This is a genomic window from Rhodococcus sp. 14C212 (assembly GCF_011058195.1).
In the GTDB taxonomy this organism is placed as follows: Bacteria; Actinomycetota; Actinomycetes; order Mycobacteriales; family Mycobacteriaceae; genus Rhodococcus; species Rhodococcus aetherivorans.
Genome location: NZ_JAALEH010000009.1, coordinates 87367 through 105007 on the forward strand (window position 1 = coordinate 87367; position 17641 = coordinate 105007).

General features: G+C 72.6%; 17 protein-coding genes. 8 read left to right on the top strand and 9 right to left on the bottom strand.

Annotated elements, in window-relative coordinates:
* Positions 1-94: 94 nt before the first annotated feature.
* Positions 95-1456 carry a M20/M25/M40 family metallo-hydrolase gene (locus tag G6038_RS07000; protein WP_165036913.1) on the top strand — a complete coding sequence of 454 codons (1362 nt, stop codon included), beginning with the start codon at positions 95-97 and terminating at the stop codon, positions 1454-1456.
* Between the two features lie 29 nt (positions 1457-1485).
* Entirely contained in the window at positions 1486-2019 is a 534-nt protein-coding gene (locus G6038_RS07005; protein ID WP_165036915.1) for a YbhB/YbcL family Raf kinase inhibitor-like protein, read from the top strand.
* A gap of 111 nt (positions 2020-2130) precedes the next feature.
* Here G6038_RS07005 and G6038_RS07010 read toward each other — a convergent pair whose 3' ends face one another.
* Genes G6038_RS07010 through G6038_RS07020 form a run of 3 tightly spaced genes read right to left on the bottom strand, consistent with a single transcriptional unit; the run spans position 2131 to position 4513 of the window.
* On the bottom strand, positions 2131-3201 hold the full coding sequence (locus G6038_RS07010) for a quinone-dependent dihydroorotate dehydrogenase (protein WP_165036917.1): 1071 nt from the start codon (positions 3199-3201) through the stop codon (positions 2131-2133).
* A gap of 41 nt (positions 3202-3242) precedes the next feature.
* Positions 3243-3503: a DUF5703 family protein gene (locus tag G6038_RS07015; protein WP_006939347.1), complete on the bottom strand. Its 261-nt coding sequence runs from the start codon at positions 3501-3503 to the stop codon at positions 3243-3245.
* Positions 3503-4513 (bottom strand): hypothetical protein, encoded by a 1011-nt coding sequence (locus tag G6038_RS07020; protein ID WP_165036918.1) that lies wholly within the window; start codon positions 4511-4513, stop codon positions 3503-3505. Before G6038_RS07020 ends, G6038_RS07015 begins: the two co-directional genes overlap by 1 nt.
* Positions 4514-4651: 138 nt before the next feature.
* On the opposite strand from G6038_RS07020, the gene G6038_RS07025 reads away from it, so the two are divergent.
* Positions 4652-4999 carry a hypothetical protein gene (locus G6038_RS07025; RefSeq protein ID WP_165036920.1) on the top strand — a complete coding sequence of 116 codons (348 nt, stop codon included), beginning with the start codon at positions 4652-4654 and terminating at the stop codon, positions 4997-4999.
* Here G6038_RS07025 and G6038_RS07030 read toward each other — a convergent pair.
* From G6038_RS07030 to G6038_RS07050, 5 genes are all read right to left on the bottom strand, one after another.
* Complete coding sequence (locus G6038_RS07030) at positions 4952-5854, bottom strand: heme ABC transporter ATP-binding protein (protein WP_346772761.1); 903 nt, start codon at positions 5852-5854, stop codon at positions 4952-4954. The genes G6038_RS07025 and G6038_RS07030 overlap by 48 nt on opposite strands.
* Positions 5851-6930, bottom strand: coding sequence for an iron ABC transporter permease (locus G6038_RS07035; RefSeq protein WP_165036922.1), 1080 nt, complete (start codon positions 6928-6930; stop codon positions 5851-5853). Before G6038_RS07035 ends, G6038_RS07030 begins: the two co-directional genes overlap by 4 nt.
* On the bottom strand, positions 6927-7937 hold the full coding sequence (locus tag G6038_RS07040; RefSeq protein ID WP_165036924.1) for an ABC transporter substrate-binding protein: 1011 nt from the start codon (positions 7935-7937) through the stop codon (positions 6927-6929). The genes G6038_RS07035 and G6038_RS07040 overlap by 4 nt, the downstream gene beginning before the upstream one ends.
* Positions 7934-8608, bottom strand: coding sequence for a biliverdin-producing heme oxygenase (locus tag G6038_RS07045; protein WP_165036926.1), 675 nt, complete (start codon positions 8606-8608; stop codon positions 7934-7936). The genes G6038_RS07040 and G6038_RS07045 overlap by 4 nt, the downstream gene beginning before the upstream one ends.
* Positions 8609-8716: 108 nt before the next feature.
* Positions 8717-9655 carry an aldo/keto reductase gene (locus G6038_RS07050; protein ID WP_165036928.1) on the bottom strand — a complete coding sequence of 313 codons (939 nt, stop codon included), beginning with the start codon at positions 9653-9655 and terminating at the stop codon, positions 8717-8719.
* 191 nt (positions 9656-9846) lie between these two features.
* Between G6038_RS07050 and G6038_RS07055 the strand changes: the two genes are divergently transcribed.
* The 5 genes from G6038_RS07055 to mshC are packed head-to-tail and all read left to right on the top strand — an operon-like array spanning position 9847 to position 14156.
* Positions 9847-10692 (top strand): undecaprenyl-diphosphate phosphatase, encoded by an 846-nt coding sequence (locus tag G6038_RS07055; RefSeq protein WP_346772763.1) that lies wholly within the window; start codon positions 9847-9849, stop codon positions 10690-10692.
* 55 nt (positions 10693-10747) lie between these two features.
* Positions 10748-11428, top strand: coding sequence for a histidine phosphatase family protein (locus G6038_RS07060; protein WP_165036930.1), 681 nt, complete (start codon positions 10748-10750; stop codon positions 11426-11428).
* Positions 11429-11470: 42 nt separating this feature from the next.
* On the top strand, positions 11471-12055 hold the full coding sequence (locus G6038_RS07065) for a DUF3090 domain-containing protein (RefSeq protein ID WP_006939363.1): 585 nt from the start codon (positions 11471-11473) through the stop codon (positions 12053-12055).
* Between the two features lie 4 nt (positions 12056-12059).
* Positions 12060-12863, top strand: a complete 804-nt coding sequence (locus tag G6038_RS07070; RefSeq protein WP_165036932.1) for an SCO1664 family protein — start codon at positions 12060-12062, stop codon at positions 12861-12863.
* A gap of 51 nt (positions 12864-12914) precedes the next feature.
* Positions 12915-14156 carry a cysteine--1-D-myo-inosityl 2-amino-2-deoxy-alpha-D-glucopyranoside ligase gene (gene mshC, locus G6038_RS07075; protein ID WP_165036934.1) on the top strand — a complete coding sequence of 414 codons (1242 nt, stop codon included), beginning with the start codon at positions 12915-12917 and terminating at the stop codon, positions 14154-14156.
* An 87-nt stretch (positions 14157-14243) separates the two neighbouring features.
* On the opposite strand, the gene G6038_RS07080 is transcribed toward mshC, so the two are convergent.
* Positions 14244-17468 (bottom strand): SNF2-related protein, encoded by a 3225-nt coding sequence (locus G6038_RS07080; protein ID WP_165036936.1) that lies wholly within the window; start codon positions 17466-17468, stop codon positions 14244-14246.
* Positions 17469-17641: the final 173 nt, after the last annotated feature.

Sequence of the window (17641 nt, forward strand, 5' to 3'; positions counted from 1 at the left end):
GCGGGCGCTGTGAAAGAGTAACCCACCGGGTCGCGGCGCCCAAATCGCCCCGCCCACCTGCGTGTTTACCGTGATCGATGGTAGACAGGGGACCGTGTCCACAACATCGAATCCCGCCCAGCCGGCCGGCGGATCCCGTGCCGAGGCCGAAGTCGTCGACCTGGTGTCGCAGCTGATCCGCTTCGACACCTCCAACACCGGGGACCTCGCCACCACCCGCGGCGAACGGGACTGCGCGATGTGGGTGGCGGCGCGCCTCGAGGAGGTCGGCTACACCACCGAATACGTCGAATCCGGGGCCCCCGGCCGGGGCAACGTGTTCGCCCGCCTGCCGGGTGCCGACCCGTCTCGGGGTGCACTGCTGCTGCACGGGCATCTCGACGTGGTCCCCGCCGAACCGGCCGACTGGAGCGTGCACCCGTTCTCCGGTGCCGTCGAGGACGGCTACGTCTGGGGTCGCGGCGCGGTCGACATGAAGGACATGGTCGGGATGATGCTGGCCGTCGCCCGCCGGTTCCGGGCCGAGAACATCGTGCCGCCACGCGACCTGGTCTTCGCGTTCCTCGCCGACGAGGAGGCCGGCGGCACCTACGGCAGCCACTGGCTCGTGCGGCACCGCCCCGACCTGTTCGACGGCATCACCGAGGCCGTCGGCGAGGTCGGCGGATTCTCCCTGACCGTGCCGCGCCGCGACGGCGGCGAGCGCCGCCTCTACCTCGTCGAGACCGCCGAGAAGGGCCTCGGCTGGATGCGGCTGACCGCCAAGGGCCGCGCCGGCCACGGCTCGTTCCTGCACGAGGACAACGCCGTCACCGCCCTCGCTCAGGCCGTCGCCCGGCTCGGCACCCACACCTTCCCGCTCGTGCTGACCGACTCCGTCGCCGAGTTCCTCGCGGCCGTCGCCGAGGAGACCGGACTCGACCTCGATCCTGCCTCGTCCGACCTCGACGGCACCCTCGCCAAGCTCGGGTCCATCGCCCGCATCGTCGGTGCCACCCTGCGCGACACCGCCAACCCCACCATGCTCGACGCCGGCTACAAGGCGAACGTCATTCCCCAGACGGCGCAGGCCGTCGTCGACTGCCGGATCCTGCCGGGCCGGCGCGCCGAGTTCGAACGCACCGTCGACGAACTGATCGGCCCGGACGTCACCCGCGAGTGGATCACCGACCTCGAGTCGTACGAGACCACGTTCGACGGCGACCTCGTGGAGGCGATGAACGCGGCGATCCTGGCCCACGATCCCCTCGGCCGGACCGTGCCCTACATGCTCTCCGGCGGCACCGACGCGAAGGCCTTCGCCAAGCTCGGTATCCGCTGCTTCGGGTTCGCCCCGCTGCAGTTGCCCCCCGAGCTGGATTTCGCCGCGCTGTTCCACGGGGTGGACGAGCGTGTCCCGGTCGACGCGCTGCGGTTCGGCACCCGCGTCATGGAACACTTCCTGTTGCACGCCTGAGCACACCAGCACCCAGAGAAAGGACCGGTATGGCCCACGACCCGTACGCGCCGCTGCCCGACCTGCCCACGTTCGAGCTCACCAGTGACGACATCACCGACGGTCGGCCGCTGAAGCCGGCACAGGCCAGCGGGATCTTCGGGGTTCCCGGCGGGCAGGACATCTCCCCGCAGCTGTCGTGGTCGGGCTTTCCCCCCGAGACCAGGAGCTTCGTCGTCACCGTGTTCGACCCCGACGCGCCGACCGCGTCCGGGTTCTGGCACTGGGCGGTGGCGAACATCCCGGCCTCGGTGACGTCGCTGCCCGCCGGCGCCGGCGACGACACCGGCTCCGGTCTGCCCGAGGGCGCGGTCACCCTGAAGAACGACGGCGGACTGCACCGCTTCCTCGGCGCGGCCCCGCCGGCCGGGCACGGCCCGCACCGTTACATCGTGGCCGTGCACGCCCTCGACGTGGACACGCTCGACGGGGTGGGCACCGGCTCGACGCCCGCGTTCCTCGGCTTCAACGTGTTCTCGCACGCGATCGCGCGCGCGACGCTGCACGGCACGTTCGAGCAGTAGACCCGTTCGGCGGAACGCCGCCGCACCGGAATCGGACAGGCACACCCGTCCGGACGGGTGTGCCTGTCCGATTCCGGCCGTGTCCCGGCCCGCCGCTGCGGGCTCGGCGGATCAGACGCGGGCGTCCGCGCCGACCGCCTCGGCGATCGAACCGAATCCCGCGGCCCGCACCTTGCGGGCGAGGCCCTTGTGAATGCGGCGCGCCCAGAACGGGCCGCCGTAGATGAAACCGGTGTAGCCCTGCACCAGCGACGCGCCGGCGAGGATCCGCTCCCACGCCTGCTCGGCGCTCTCGATGCCGCCGACCGAGATCAGCACCAGCCGGTCCCCGACCCGCGCGTGCAGCCGGCGCAGCACCTCGAGCGAGCGCTCGGCGACCGGCGGACCGGACAGGCCGCCGGCACCGATCTCCGCGACCCGGGCCGGGTCGGTGCGCAGCCCGTCCCGGCGGATGGTGGTGTTGGTGGCGACGATGCCCGCCAGCCCGAGTTCGACGGCGAGGTCGGCCACCGCGTCGACGTCGTCGTCGGACAGGTCGGGGGCGATCTTCACCAGGACCGGCACGTGCACGGTGTCCAGCACCGCCGCCAGCAGCGGCCGTAGCGACTCGACCGCCTGCAGGTCCCGCAGCCCGGGAGTGTTGGGGGAGGAGACGTTGACCACGAGGAAGTCGGCGAGCGGGCCGAGCAGCCGGGCACTGGCGGTGTAGTCCCCGGCGGCGTCCCCGGGCGCGACGGTCTTGGTCTTGCCGATGTTCGCGCCGATGGGGACGGTGTGCACGCGGGTGCGCAGGCGGTTCGCGGCCTCCCCGGCCCCGTGGTTGTTGAAGCCCATCCGGTTGATCAGCGCCCGGTCCGCGGGCAGGCGGAACAGCCGCGGCGCCGGGTTGCCGGGCTGCGCCTGCGCGGTGACGGTGCCGATCTCGGCGAACCCGAAGCCCAGGGGACCCCAGGCGTTCACCCCGGCGGCGTCCTTGTCGAAGCCGGCCGCGAGGCCGAGCGGGGCCGGAAAGCTCACCCCGAACACCGTGTTGCGCAGCACCGGATCGTCGACGACGAGGACCTTCGCGATCAGCGCCCGCAGCGGCGGAACCCGGGTCGCGAGCCGCATCGCCGTGAACGCGACGTGGTGGATCCGCTCCGGCGGCAGCAGGAACAGCAGTCGAAGGAACAAGCGATACACGTAACACTCCCTGCAGGCCCGGGCGGCGCCCGGGGTCGGCGTCAACGAACGGTGGGTTCGGGAACGTGGTGGCCGGTCTTGCGGCGGCGCAGCAGCACCCGGCGGCTGCCGTCGGGATACAGCCGCACCCGCGTCAGCTCCCAGCCGTGGAACTCGGCCTGGATGGCGAGCCGCAGCGACGCGCTGACCCGGGAGACGTCGCGCGGCAGCCGCAACGGCACGTACTCGTACTCGTCGTTGCTGGTGTCCCAGCCCACCGGCAGCCGGGTCCACCGGCCGCCCACCTCGCGTGCCCCTGCCATCACACACCCCCGATCGGGATCCGCTGCAGTCCGTCCCCGGTCGCGGATCCGATCACCAGGACCGCGTCGGTGGCGTCGACCGCCACCGAGTTCGGTTGCCGCACCGTCGCGTACCGGCCCCGCTCCTGCGGAATCCCGGTCGACAGATCGTAGCCGATGACCTCGTTGCTGCCGGTCGAGGTGACCCACACGAGATCGTTCGCGGTGTCGTAGGCGACGCCGTACGGGGCGTTCGGCACCGGATAACGCTGGCGCAGCACCAGCGGGTCGAGGGTGTACACGTGCAGTTCCCCGCCGCGGGTGTCGGTCAGCAGCACCCGGCCGTACGGATCTGTGGTCAGCTGCGTGGCCCCCTCCCCGGCGCGCAACGCCAGGCCGAGATCGCCGTCGGCGACGTCGACCTCGGTCAGCGACGTCTGGCGACGGTCCAGGGCGGCCAGCGACGTGCCCACGGTGGCGAGCGCGTCGACCGAGGCCAGGCCGGGGACGGTCTGCGTCGCACCCGACGCCGGATCGACGACGTGGGTGACACCGTCGGCGGTGCCCACGGCGAGGCGGCCGTCCGCCAGCACGGCCGCGGCGCGGGCGTCGCCGTCGACCGGCACCTCGGTGACGGTGCCCGCCCGCATATCCACCCGCGCGACCACCCCGGTGCCGGGGGCGAGGACCTCGCCGGCGGCACCGGGGACCACGGTCACCGCCGGGGCCGGCAGGGCGACCTCGCGGGGTGCGGCGGCCGGATCGGCGGCCCCGAGCAGCAGCAGCCGCGACCCGTCGTCGGTGAGCGCGGCGACCGTACTCGTGCCAGGATCGACGGTGAGGGCGTCGACGGCACGGCCCAGCGCCTGCACCGTGCCCGCGGGCGGGACCGCCGGCGCCGGAGCCACGGCCGGCGTGGCCGCGTCGATGGTGGGCAGGTTGTCGCCGCTGTTCGAGGAGGAACACCCGGTGACCAGCGCCAACGCGAACCCCACCGCCGCGGCGGCGCCACGTGCTGCCGGTCTGCCCATCGTCTCGCTCCTCGTTCTCGGCCACGGTCGGTCCGGGGCGGCACCGTCGCCGGCCCCGCACCCGACCCCCAGTGTTCCTGATCGCCGCGGCGCCGCCGCAGGCGCCTCGTCCGCCCTCTGCCCCGCGAGGAGACCGATGTGACCTGGCCCACCGGCCCGGCCGACGTGCCCCCCGACGGCTTCGCCGTCGAATACGTCAGCCCGGGTGTCCACGCGCACGGGTTCGGTCGCACCGACGAGGGACAGCCGTTCTCGTTCCGGGTGCGCCGCAAGACGCTGCGGGTCGAGGTGTACCGGCCCGCGGGCCGTGTCGCCGTCCCCACCGCGGCGGACGTGATCGCCCGGGCCCGGGCGTCGGTCGCGGAGGTCGACCTCGGCGACGAACGCAGCGTGGTGGCGGCGGTGCGGGACACCGTCGCGCGCGCCCGGCCGTGCCGGTCACCGACGCTGCTCGACCGCGTGCTCGGGCTGCTGCCGGGCCGCTGACCCCGCCGCACCCGCCTCGCGGTGCCGCGGCGGCCGGTGCGGCAGCACCAGCGGGGCGCCGTTCTCGGGATGGGCCTGGACCCGCACCGGGTAGTCGTACACACGGGTGAGCAGCTCGCCGGTCAGCACCTGCGCGGGCGGGCCCTCGGCGGCGACGCGGCCCCGTTCGAGCACGCAGATCCGGTCGGCGTACGCCGCGGCCAGGTCCAGGTCGTGCAGCACCACCACGACGGCGGTGCCCGCGTCGGCGCGGGCACGCACCACCTGCATCACCGTCTCCTGATGGCCCAGATCGAGGGCGGCGGTGGGTTCGTCGAGCAGCACCGTCTCGGTGTCCTGGGCCAGTACCCGCGCCAGCGCCACCCGGGCCCGTTCGCCGCCGGAGAGCGCGGGGAACGGACGGTGCGCCAGGTGTGTGACGTCGGCCTCGGTCAGCGCGGCCGCCACCAGGGCGTCGTCGTCCCGGCTGCGCCCGGTGCGCGCCCACGCCGCGCGGCCCATCCGCACCACCTCCAGCGCGGTGAAGGCGAAGCCGACGGCGTGCTGCTGCGGCAGCACCGCCCGTCGACGTGCCAGGGCGGTGGCCGAGAACTCGGCCAGCGGGCGGTCGCCGACCGTCACGCGGCCCGCGGCGACGGGATGGTCGCCGGCGAGCGCGGCCAGCAGGGTGGACTTGCCGGCGCCGTTGGGGCCGACGAGGGCGAGCACCTCCCCGACCCGCACCTCGAGGTCGACGCCGTCGAGGACGACACGGTCCCCGCGGCGGACCCGCACCCCGGTGGCGCGCAGTGTCACCGCGCCGCGGCCCGAACGGGCGGGCACGTGCCGGTCCGGCCACGGCAGGCGCGGGCTCACGCCCAGCCTCCCTGGCGCGCCCGGGTGCGGCGCAGCATCCAGAAGAACACCGGGCCGCCGACCAGCGAGGTCAGCATGCCCAGCGGCAGATCCGCGTTCTCCACCAGGGTGCGGGCGCCGAGGTCCGCGGCCAGCAGCACCACCGCGCCGCACAGTGCGGCGGCGGGGATCAGCACGCGGTGCGCGGGCCCGAGCGCGATCCGCATCAGGTGCGGCACCACGAGGCCGACGAACAGGATGATGCCGGTGAACGCGACGCCGGAGCACACCAGCACGGCGACGATCACGATGGCGGCCTGCCGCACCCGTTCGACGTCGACACCGAGATGCCGCGCGACGTGCTCGCCGAGTGAGAGCAGGTCCAGCCTCGGGGCGAGCACGACGGCCGCCACCGTCCCGGCAAGCGCCAGCGGCGCGACCACCGCCACGACGTCCCACGTGGCCCCGCCCAGGCTGCCCAGCTGCCAGAAGACGATCTGGTCGCGGGCGGCGGGGGTGGCGACGAAGGTGAACAGGGCGATCAGGCCGCCGGCGAACGCGTTGACCGCCACGCCGGTGAGGATGACCGTCACCACCTCGGTGCGGCCCTCGGAACGCGAGAGCACGTACACCAGGCTGGTGGTCAGCAGCCCGGTGGCGAACGCGGCGCCGGCCTGGGCCCATCCGGCGGTGAAGGCGCCGCCGAGCACGATCGCGGCGCACGCGCCGACGGCGGCGCCGGCGGACACGCCGATCACGCCGGGCTCGGCCAGCGGGTTGGCGAACACGCCCTGCAACAGGGCCCCCGCGCAGCCCAGCGACGCGCCGACCAGGACGGCCAGCACCACCCGCGGGAACCGCACCTCCCACAGCGTGACCTCGCCGGCCGGGTGGGCCGGCAACGGCCCGAGGTCGAGCCCGAGGCGGTGCAGCACGCTGCCGATCACCTCGGCCGGCGACGTGGGCACCTGCCCGAGGCACGCCGAGAGCACCGCCAGCACCAGCAGGGCGACCGTCAGGCCCGCGACCACTGCGACGGTCCGGCCGCGGTGTGCGGCGGGCAGTCGGGCGGGCGCGGTGGTGTCGACGGCGCTCATGCCGGCGCGGCGGGGTAGAGCGCCCCGGCGAGCGCGGCGAGCACCCGCCCGGTGTCCGGGCCGAAGCTCAGCAGCACCGAGTCGGCCATGTCGACGATGTTGCCGTCCCGCCCGGCGGGGGTCTGTGCGATGCCGGGCAGCTGGGCGAGCCCCCCGGGTCCGCCGACGGAGGCGAGGCTCTCGGTCATGATCAAGATCACATCGGGGGCGGACGCGATCAGCGCCTCGCTGGTGATCGGGGTGAACTCGGAGGTCAGGCCGGCGACGGTGCCCGCGTCGCGGCCACCGAGGGCCTCGACGAGCGCGTCGGCGCCCGACCCGGGACCGCCGAGCATCTTGATCGCCGACCCGCGCAGGTACAGGAACGCCACGGTCGGGCGTTCGCCGTCGTCCGGCACGGCCGCGCGGGCCGCGGCGACCTCGTCGTCGGTGCGCTCGGCCAGGGCCTCACCCGCCGCGGGCACGCCGAGTGCCCGGGCGACGAAGCGGATCTGCTCGCCGACAGTTGCCAGGGTGCGGCGCGGGTCGACGAACACCACGGGCACCCCCGTGGCCCGCAGCTGCTGTTGCACCGCGAGCGGCCCGACCGACGTGTCCGTGAGCACCACCGTCGGGGCCAGCGCCAGAATCGCCTCCGTCGAGAGCCCGTGCCCGCCGGGAGTGACATTGGGCACCTGCTCGACGGCGGGGAAGCTCGCGGTCGACCGGCCCACCAGCCGATCCCCGAGACCGAGGGCGAACACGGTCTGCGCGAGGGTGCCCGACCGGTCGGCGGTGACGATGCGGGCGACGTCGGTGACGGTGACCTCGGCGCCGTCGACGCTGCGGACCGTCACCGGCAGCGCGGGGGCCGGAGCCTCGGTGATCGGCCGCGGATTCGGGTCGTCCACCACGGCGGTGCGCGCCCCGGTCCCGGCGCTCCCGGTCGGGGCGGCCGAACAGCCGGCGACGAGCGCGACGAGCGCGAGCGCCGCGGCGAGGAACGCGAAGATCCCGCGCCGCGTCATGGCAGGGGAGGGGTCGTGCGGTACCGGTCGAGGTCGGTGGCCAGGTCGGCGAACAGGTCGCCGTTGAGCCCGAACACGAGGTTCGCCTCGTCGATCACCGTGCGCTGCTGCACGTCGTCGAGCGGCGCCGCGTCCAGCTTCGCCCGGTAGGCGTCCTTGAACGGTTTGGGCTTGGGAATGTCGTCGAAGATGTAGAACCGCAACCCGTCCCGGTCGAGCCCGTAGGTCCGCTCGAGCATGCGCCGGATGATCTGGCCGCCGGACAGGTCCCCCAGATACCGCAGGTAGTGGTGCGCCAGGAACACCTCCGGCCGAACCGCGGCCACCCGCTCGAGCCGCGCGATGTACCGCTCGGCCGCGGGCAGCGGCGCGATCGTCGCCCGCCACCGCGGGCCGAGCAGGAACGTCAGATCCGCCTCGAGCGCCGGGGTGCGCAGCAACGCGTCGTCCAGGAAGGGCCCGGCGATCGGGTCGCCGGCGTGGCCCCGGCCGACCCGCTCGAGCGCCTCGTAGACGAACCACGACTGCGCGAGCAGCGCCGCGTACCCCTCCCGGGTGAGCCGGCCGGCCAGCAGTTCCGTGACGAACTGCGCGTTCTCGGTGTCGCTGTGCGCCTGCGCGGTCTCGCGCCGCAGCCGTTCCGCGAACCCCGTGACCTCGATCGCGGTCATCGACCGGTTCCTCCTCGTGCCCGACGTCCACCGTCGGCGCACCCACGCCGACCTAGAAGACAGGCTAACCTGACCCGGCGGCGGATCCGGGAGGCGACGTGTCCGAGGTCACGCACTGACGTCGTCGAGCGCGGCCGCGATCGCGGCCGGCAACTCCAGTTCCTCGGCCACCAGCACGCCGGTCAGCTGCGCCAGGTCCCGCGCGCCGACCACCGTGGACGCCACCCCCGGCCGGTCCCGCACCCACGCCAGCGCCACCGCCAGCGGCGACGTCCCGAGTCCGTCCGCGGCCGTCGCCACCGCCTCGACCACCCGCGCCGCCGGCTCGGTCAGATAGCTGCGCACCTCCTCGGCGTGCAGGTCGTCGGCGCCGCGCGAGTCCGCCGGGATGCCGTCGCGGTACTTGCCGGTCAACACCCCGCCCGCCAGCGGTACCGCCGCGAACACCCCCACCCCGTGGTGCAGCGCCGCCGGGATCAGCTCCTCCTCGACCCCGCGCGCGAGCAGCGAGTACTCCACCTGCGTCGCCACCAGCGGCGCGTGGCGCGTCGCCACCGACGCGGCCGTCGCCAGCTGCCAGCCCAGGTACCCGCGCACCCCCACGTACCGGGCCCGGCCGCTGGTCACCGCGAACTCCAGCGCCGCCGCAACCTCGTCGACCGGCGTCCGCGGATCCCACGTCGCCACCTGCCACAGGTCCAGGTGATCGGTGCCCAGCTCCCGCAACGTGCGGTCCAGCTGCGTGAGCAGACCCGCCCGGGAACAGTCCACCCGGCCCGTCCCCACCTTCGAGGTGTCGATGCCCGAGCTGCCGGACACCACCAGCTGATCCCGCGGCACCACGTCGTCGAGCAGCTCCGCCAGAATCCGCTGTGCCACCCCGTCGCCGTAGGCGGGGGACGTGTCGACCAGGGTGCCGCCGGCGTCGACGAACGCCGACAGCTGCGCCGCCGCCTCGTCCCCGTCCGTGCCGCGTCCCCAGCTCAGGGTGCCCAGGCCGAGCCGCGAGACCCGCAGCCCGCTCGCACCCACCGTTCTGTGTTCCATATCCGCCCGCGCCTCGTGACCATCCGACCGACGGGGCCGATCCGCCGCAGCCGCGACCGCCGCCCCTGACCCAGCACCCTAGTGCCGCGAGGCCGCGGAAACCGTTCCGCCGCGCCGCGTACCCTCGCCCAGGTGAAAATCGACCCCACCCCCGGCGACCGTCCTCACGACCACGCGGAGGTCGCCGCGTGATCGGCGAATCCATGACCTGGCTCCAGACCCTCGTCCTCGGCCTCGTGCAGGGCCTGACCGAGTTCCTCCCGATCTCGTCCTCCGGCCACCTGCGGATCGTCTCGGAGATCTTCTTCGGTACCGACGCCGGCGCATCCTTCACCGCCGTCACCCAGCTCGGCACCGAAGCGGCCGTCCTGGTCTTCTTCGGCAAGGACATCGTCCGCATCGTCACCGCGTGGTTCCGTGGCCTCGCCCACCGCGAGCACCGCAGCGACCTCGACTACCGCATGGGCTGGTACGTGATCGTCGGCACCATCCCCGTCGGCGTCCTCGGATTCCTGTTCAAGGACCAGATCCGCACCGGCGCCCGCAACCTGTGGCTCATCGCCACCATGCTCATCGTGTTCGCCCTCGTCATCGCCGCCGCCGAACGCTACGGCCGCAAGACCCGCAAGCTCGACGAACTCACCCTCCGCGACGGCGTCCTCATGGGCAGCGCGCAGGCGCTGGCCCTGATCCCCGGGGTGTCCCGCTCCGGCGGCACCATCAGCGCCGGCCTGTTCCTCGGCCTGACCCGCGAGGCCGCCGCCCGGTACTCGTTCCTGCTCGCCATCCCCGCCGTCGTCGCCTCCGGTCTGTTCAGCCTCCCGGACGCGTTCGAACCCGCCGGGGAGGGCCTCAACGCCTCCGGCGCCCAGCTGTTCGTCGCGACCGCCGTCGCATTCGCCGTCGGCTACGCCTCGATCGCCTGGTTGCTCAGGTTCGTCGTCGACCACTCGATGTACTGGTTCGTCGGCTACCGCATCGCCCTCGGCACCGTCGTCCTGGCCCTGCTCGCCACCGGCACCATCTCGGCCACCTGATACCGGGACCCCGCCGGGCCCGCTCGTCGGGCGTCCGGCCCATTAGGCTGGCTTCATGACGGTCATCCTGCTGCGGCACGGGCGCTCGACGGCGAACACCTCCCGCGTCCTCGCCGGCCGCACCCCCGGTGTCGAACTCGACGAGATGGGCCACATCCAGGCCAAGGGCCTCGTCGACCGGCTCGCCGGCCTCACCATCGCGGAGATCGTGCACTCCCCGCTGCTGCGCTGCCGCCAGACGGTGACCCCCCTCGCCGCCGACCGCGGCCTGACCCCCCTCGTCGACGACCGCCTCGTCGAGGTGGACTACGGCCGGTGGACCGGCCGCGAACTCGGTGACCTGCTGAAGGAACCGCTGTGGAAGGTGGTCCAGCAGCACGCCTCCGCCGCGGTGTTCCCCGACGGCGAAGGCCTCGCCCACGTCCAGGCCCGCGCCGTCACCGCCATCCGCGAACACGACGGCCGCCTCACCGCCGCCCACGGCGGCGACGTCGTCTGGATCGCCTGCACCCACGGCGACGTCATCAAGGCCGTCCTCGCCGACGCACTCGGCACGCACCTCGACGGCTATCAGCGCATCGTCGCCGAGCCCGCCTCCCTCAGCGTCGTCCGCTACACCGAGACCCGCCCGTTCGTGCTGCGCGTCAACGACACCGGCTCCGACCTGTCCGGGCTCGCGCCGCCGGCGCAACCGGCGCCCGTGCCGGGCGGGGAGGTCGGCCCCCGCGGCGGATAATGGGAGAGCGACACCGGATGGATTCGACAACGAGGAGGTGCGATGGCCCGCGCTATACACGTGTTCCGGACCCCGGACCGGTTCGTCGCCGGCACCGTCGGTGAACCCGGCGACCGGGTGTTCTATCTGCAGGCCGTGCACGCCTCCCGGGTGGTGAGCGTGATGCTGGAGAAGCAGCAGGTGCAGATCCTCGCCGACCGCATGGGCCTGCTGCTCGAGGAGGTGCACCGCCGCTTCGGCACGGACCTGCCCGAGGATGCGGACGTCGACATCAGTCCGCTCGTCACCCCCATCGACGCGGAGTTCCGTGTCGGGACCATGGGCCTGGGCTGGGACGCCGACAGCGGCAACGTCGTCGTCGAGCTGCTCGCCGTCACCGAGACCGAAGTCGACGAATCCGTCGTCCTCGACGACGCCGAGGAGGGCCCGGACGCGGTCCGCGTCTTCCTCACCCCCCAGCAGGCCCGCGAATTCGCCGCCCGCTCCGAACTCGTCGTCGCCGCCGGCCGCACCCCGTGCCCGCTGTGCGGCGAACCGGTCGGCGGCGGCCACATCTGCGTACGCACCAACGGGTACCTGCGCACCGAGGGCTTCGACCCCGCCGCCTGGCTCGGCGAGGAGACCTGAGCCGGTGGGCAGCCCCGACGTCCGCACCGTGCTCACCGACGGCGACCTCACCGTGGTCGGCCGCGTCGTCCACGCCAGCAACGCCACCCTCGTGTGCGACGCCACCCTCGACGCGACGACCGTGCGCTGCGTGTACAAGCCCGTCCGCGGCGAACGGCCCCTGTGGGACTTCCCCGACGGCACCCTCGCCGGCCGGGAAGTCGCCTCCTACCTCGTCTCCGAGGCCCTCGGCTGGGGCGTCATCCCCACCACCGTGCTGCGCGAGGGGCCCTTCGGGACCGGGATGGTGCAGCAGTGGATCGACACCCCCGACCCCGCCGACCCGCCCGGCCGCCTCGAACTGGTCGACCTGTGCCCGCTCGACGCCGTCCCGCCCGGCTGGCTGCCCGTCCTGCGCGCCCGCGATCTCGACGGCACCGACGTCGTCCTCGTCCACGCCGACGACCCGCGACTGCAGCGCATGGCCGTGCTCGACGTGATCCTCAACAACGCCGACCGCAAGGGTGGGCACGCCCTCGAAGGCGTCGACGGCGGCGTGTACGGCGTCGACCACGGCATCTGCCTGCACCGGGAGAACAAGCTGCGTACCGTGCTGTGGGGCTGGGCCGGCAGCCAGGTCGACCCGTCGCTGCTCGTCGACCTGGACAAACTCGCCCGCGAACTCGACGGCGAGCTCGGCCGGCGCCTAGGCACCCACATCACCGCCGATGAGGTCGCCGCGCTGCGGCGCCGCGTCGGCGCCCTGCTCCGCCGCCCCGTCATGCCCCGCCCGGTCGGAGAGCGGCGCATCCCCTGGCCGGCGTTCTGAGGACCCGGCCTCCGTCCGGAGCCGCCCGCGCCCTCTACTAGGCTCGTGCGCATGCTGTCATGGTCCGACATCGCGCTCCCGTCCGTCCCCGGCCAGGGCCCCCCGCTCCGGCTGTACGACACCGCGGATCGCGCGGTCCGCCCCGTCACCCCGGGCCCCACGGCCACGCTGTACGTCTGCGGCATCACCCCCTACGACGCCACCCACCTCGGTCACGCCGCCACCTACCTCGCCTTCGACCTGGTCAACCGCGTGTGGCGCGACGCCGGCCACGACGTGCACTACGTCCAGAACGTCACCGACGTCGACGACCCGCTGTTCGAACGCGCCGCCCGCGACGGCGAAGACTGGATCGTCCTCGGCATGCGCGAGACCGCCCTGTTCCGCGAGGACATGGAGGCGCTGCGCGTCCTGCCGCCCCGCGACTACATCGGCGCCGTCGAATCCGTCGGCGAGGTCGTCGAACTGGTCGAGAAACTCGTCGCCTCCGGCGCCGCCTACATCGTCGACGACGCCGAGTACCCCGACGTGTACTTCCGCGCCGACGCCACCGAGCAGTTCGGCTACGAATCCGGCTACGACCGCGCCACCATGGAGCACTTCTTCGCCGAACGCGGCGGCGACCCCGACCGGCCCGGCAAGCGCGACCCGCTCGACGCGCTGCTCTGGCGCGCGCAGCGGCCCGGCGAACCGGCCTGGCCGTCCCCGTTCGGCGACGGCCGCCCCGGCTGGCACATCGAATGCGCCGCCATCGCCCTCAACCGCATCGGCAGCGGCTTCGACGTCCAGGGCGGCGGCAGCGACCTGATCTTCCCGCACCACGAATTCTCCGCCGCCCACGCCGAGGCCGTCACCGGCGAGCGCCGCTTCGCCCGGCACTACGTGCACACCGGGATGATCGGCCTCGACGGCGAGAAGATGTCCAAGTCCCGCGGCAACCTCGTGTTCGTCTCCAAGCTCCGCGGCCAGGGCGTCGACCCCGCCGCCCTCCGCCTCGGACTGCTCGCCGGGCACTACCGCACCGACCGGGCCTGGACCGATCAGGTCCTCGCCGAGGCCCAGGCCCGCCTCGCGCGGTGGCGCGACGCCGCGGCCCTGCCGTCCGCCGCCTCGGTCGACGACACCGTCGCTCGCCTGCGTCAGCACCTCGCCGACGACCTCGACACCCCCAAGGCCCTGGCCGCCCTGGACAGCTGGGCGACGTTCGCCGTCGAGCGCGGCGGCGACGACACCTCGGCGCCCGCCGTATTCGCGGACGCCGTCGACGCCCTGCTCGGTATTTCGCTGCGTTAGAACCCTGATGTCGAACGTGCACATTTCGTCGCGACACGCCGATGCGTAACGACGAGATGTGCATGTTCGCCGCGGGTGTCGAAGGCGTCAGGCGAGGAGGGCGCGGATGTCGTCGGCGGTCAGCGCCGACGAGAACATCTCGCCGTCGTCGACGACGGACGAGAACAGCTCCGACTTGCGTAGCTGTAGCGCCCGCACCTTGGCTTCGATGGTGTCGCGGGCGATCAGCCGATACACCATGACGTTGCGGGTCTGCCCGATCCGGTGGGTGCGGTCGACCGCCTGTGCCTCGGCTGCGGGATTCCACCACGGGTCGAGCAGGAAGCAGTAGTCGGCCTCCACCAGGTTCAGACCGAATCCGCCGGCCTTCAGGCTGATGAGGAAGACCGGTGCTGTGCCGGATTTGAACTCGCCGAGCAGCTTTCCGCGCTGCTTGGTCTTGCCGTCGAGATACAGGTGGTCGATGCCGGCGGCGTCGAGCCGGGCACGGACCCGGGCGAGGAATCCGGTGAACTGGCTGAACACCAATGCCCGGTGCCCGCCGGCGATCACGTCGTCGAGTTGCTCGAACAGGGCATCGATTTTCGCGGATCCGACCTTCGCGTGCGCGTCGTCGAGTAGCGCCGCGTCGAGGCTCATCTGTCGCAGCACCGTAAGCGACCGCAGGATCGTGATGCGGTTGTGGTCCAGGTCGTCGACGAGACCGAGGATCTTCTGCCGTTCACGTTGCAGCTGCCGGTCGTACAGGGCCCGGTGCTTCGGTGCCAGGTCTACTTCGAGTACCTGCTCCTGCTTGGCCGGCAGGTCCGCTGCGACCTGTTCCTTGGTGCGACGCAACATCAGCGGTCTGATCCGTTGCCTCAGCTGCGCGAGCAGTTCGGGGGCGGTGCCGCTCTCGATGGGCTTGCGGTAGTAGTCCTGGAACTTCGTGGGGTTGGGGAACAATCCGGGCGCGGTGATCGACAGCAGCGACCACAGCTCCATCAGGTTGTTCTCCATGGGGGTGCCGGTGATCGCGACCTTCAGCGGCGCCTCGACCTGTCGCACACACTGATACGCCTTGGCCCGATGGTTCTTGACGAACTGCGCCTCGTCGAGCAGCAGCATCGACCACCCGCGGTCGAGGTAGTCGTCGATGTCCAGCCGCAGCAACGTGTAGGACGTGACGACCACGTCGATTCCGTCGAGCAGGTCGTGCAGGCCGACTCCGCGTTTGGCGGAGGTCTCGGTGATCGCGACGACGTTCAGGTCCGGGACGAAGCGCCGGGCCTCGGCCGCCCAGTTCGACACCACCGAGGTGGGTGCGACGATGAGCACCGGCGGGTCGGCGGGACGCTTGGCGCGGGCGTGGCAGATCAAGGCGAGGGACTGCAGCGTCTTGCCCAGGCCCATGTCGTCGGCGAGGACCCCGCCGAGCCCGTGTGTCCACAAGAAGGCGAGCCACCGGAACCCGTCCAGCTGATAGGGCCGAAGAGTCACCTGAAGTTGTTTCGGCACACGGGTCTTCGACGTCCTCGTGACGTCGAGCAGGCCCTGTACCTGCTTCTTCCACGCCGCGGCTTGCCGATCGACCGTCCCCAGCGCGGCGAGTTCCTCCCACAGTCCGGCCTGGAACCGGCTCAGCCGCAGCCGATCCGAGTCGTCGTCCTCATGCAGCGCTCGGGCCTCGTCGACGAGACGACGCAGCTGCTGCAACTCCGGTTTGTCCAACGACAGGTAGGCGCCGTCGGACAGCAACAGGTGCGTGGCGTCGTCGTTCAGCGCGGTGAACAGGTCCCGGAACGGCACCGTCCGGTCGTCGATCGTCACGGTGATGTCGAGGTCGAACCAGTCGGCGTCCCCGGTGGCCCTGGTGGACAATCCGATCCGCAGGTCGTCGCTCACGTCCCGATAGTCGGCGGGCGTGCCGTCGACTCGCACGTCGACGTCGTCGCGGTCGGCCAGCAGCGGCAGCAACTCGGTGGCGAAGCGGGCGGTGTCGAACCCGCCGAGCGTCGCGTGCGACAACAACCGACCGTCGAGGTCGTTGTCCAGCCCGAACGGTGCGACCACGGACCGGATCTCGGCCAGGAGCCGGTCCTCGACGTCGTGGTCGCGCACCGCGTCGCCGCGCCGGTCGTACGGCTCCACGGCGTGCTCGGCGTCGCCGATCGTGTAGAGGACCTGCCAGTGCAGGTCGGTGCGGTGCCCGGCACGGTAGGTGACGTGCAGGACGAGTCGGGGGCCGCTGACGGTCGGGGCGGTGAACGAGCCGTCCGCGGAGGAGACCGTCGCGGCCCGTTGCAACTGCGGATAGTAGGTCGCCGCGAAGCGGGCCACCTGGTCGGCGGGTACCGTCACCGCCGCGTTGTCCAGCAGCAACCGCTGCATCCCGGCGGGGGCGCTACCACGCAGCCGCGCGAGCCGGAACGGCCATTCGGCCGGCCCGGACCCGGTGGGGTCGCCGGATCGTAAGAAGATCACGCCGTGCGCCGGTTCGCCGACGAAGCCCACCACCGTGGCGGGCGGGTCGTCGTCGTCGACTCGCACCGTGGGGGTCACCGAGAGACCGGCGCCGGTATCGGCCAGATCGACGCACACCTGCGCCACACCCGGCGGCGGCACCGCACCGAGCGACTTGCGGGCATACCGCAGTTCGATCCCCAGCGCGAGCGCATCGTCGAGCAGCGACCACAGTCGCGGCGACATGCCGGACAGTGCGAGGCCAGCGGTGGTGTTGGGGCTGTAATAGGTCCGCGACGACGACTGCGCCAGCGCCGCCAGCTCGAGCAGCAACTGCTGGTGCCGGCGGTCCACGTCATGGGTGTAGCGCAGGGTCGACCACGACAGGTTCCCGGCGACCCAACCGGTGCGGCCCGGCCGCTGCAGCCGGGCAGTCAGCGTCGGCGTCGCAGAGCCGGCCGGTGTCGACAGCCCCAACTGCAACGCCAACGGCACACCGCTGTCGGTGTCGCCGGCGCCGACGATCGTGTCGAGCGCGTGCTCCCACGCCGGTTTGGCCGGGGTGACGATCGTCGAGGTCGCGACGAAGGTGAGCACGAGCGCCACCGTGTGTTTGCAGTTGAACCCGACGGGACAGCTGCACTCGCCGTGCTCGAACTCGAGGCCCCGCGGGCCGGCCCGGAAGACCGCATCGGTGTCGTAGATCTCGGTGCCCGCGACCTCGCCGACCGCCATCAACTCGTCGTCGAGGAAGTCGCAGCTCAGCACCGCGCCGTCGCGGGCGTATCGCGCGCCGCGCTGGTAGGCGGACTGCCCGACCGTCGCTGCCATCGACTGGACGAGAAGATCGAATCGACGCAGCGCGGACATGAGTGGACAGTGTATGCCCCACGGCTGCGCATCCGACCGATGGCCGCCGGGTAAGTGGTGACGGACGTGAACGACCGGACGGAGTGGGGTGGAACGCGGTGCACAGCGACCGCTGAGTCGAGTTCCCCCTCGCAGTTCGACCACGAGAAGGCCGGCCTCGACCTCGTCAAGGA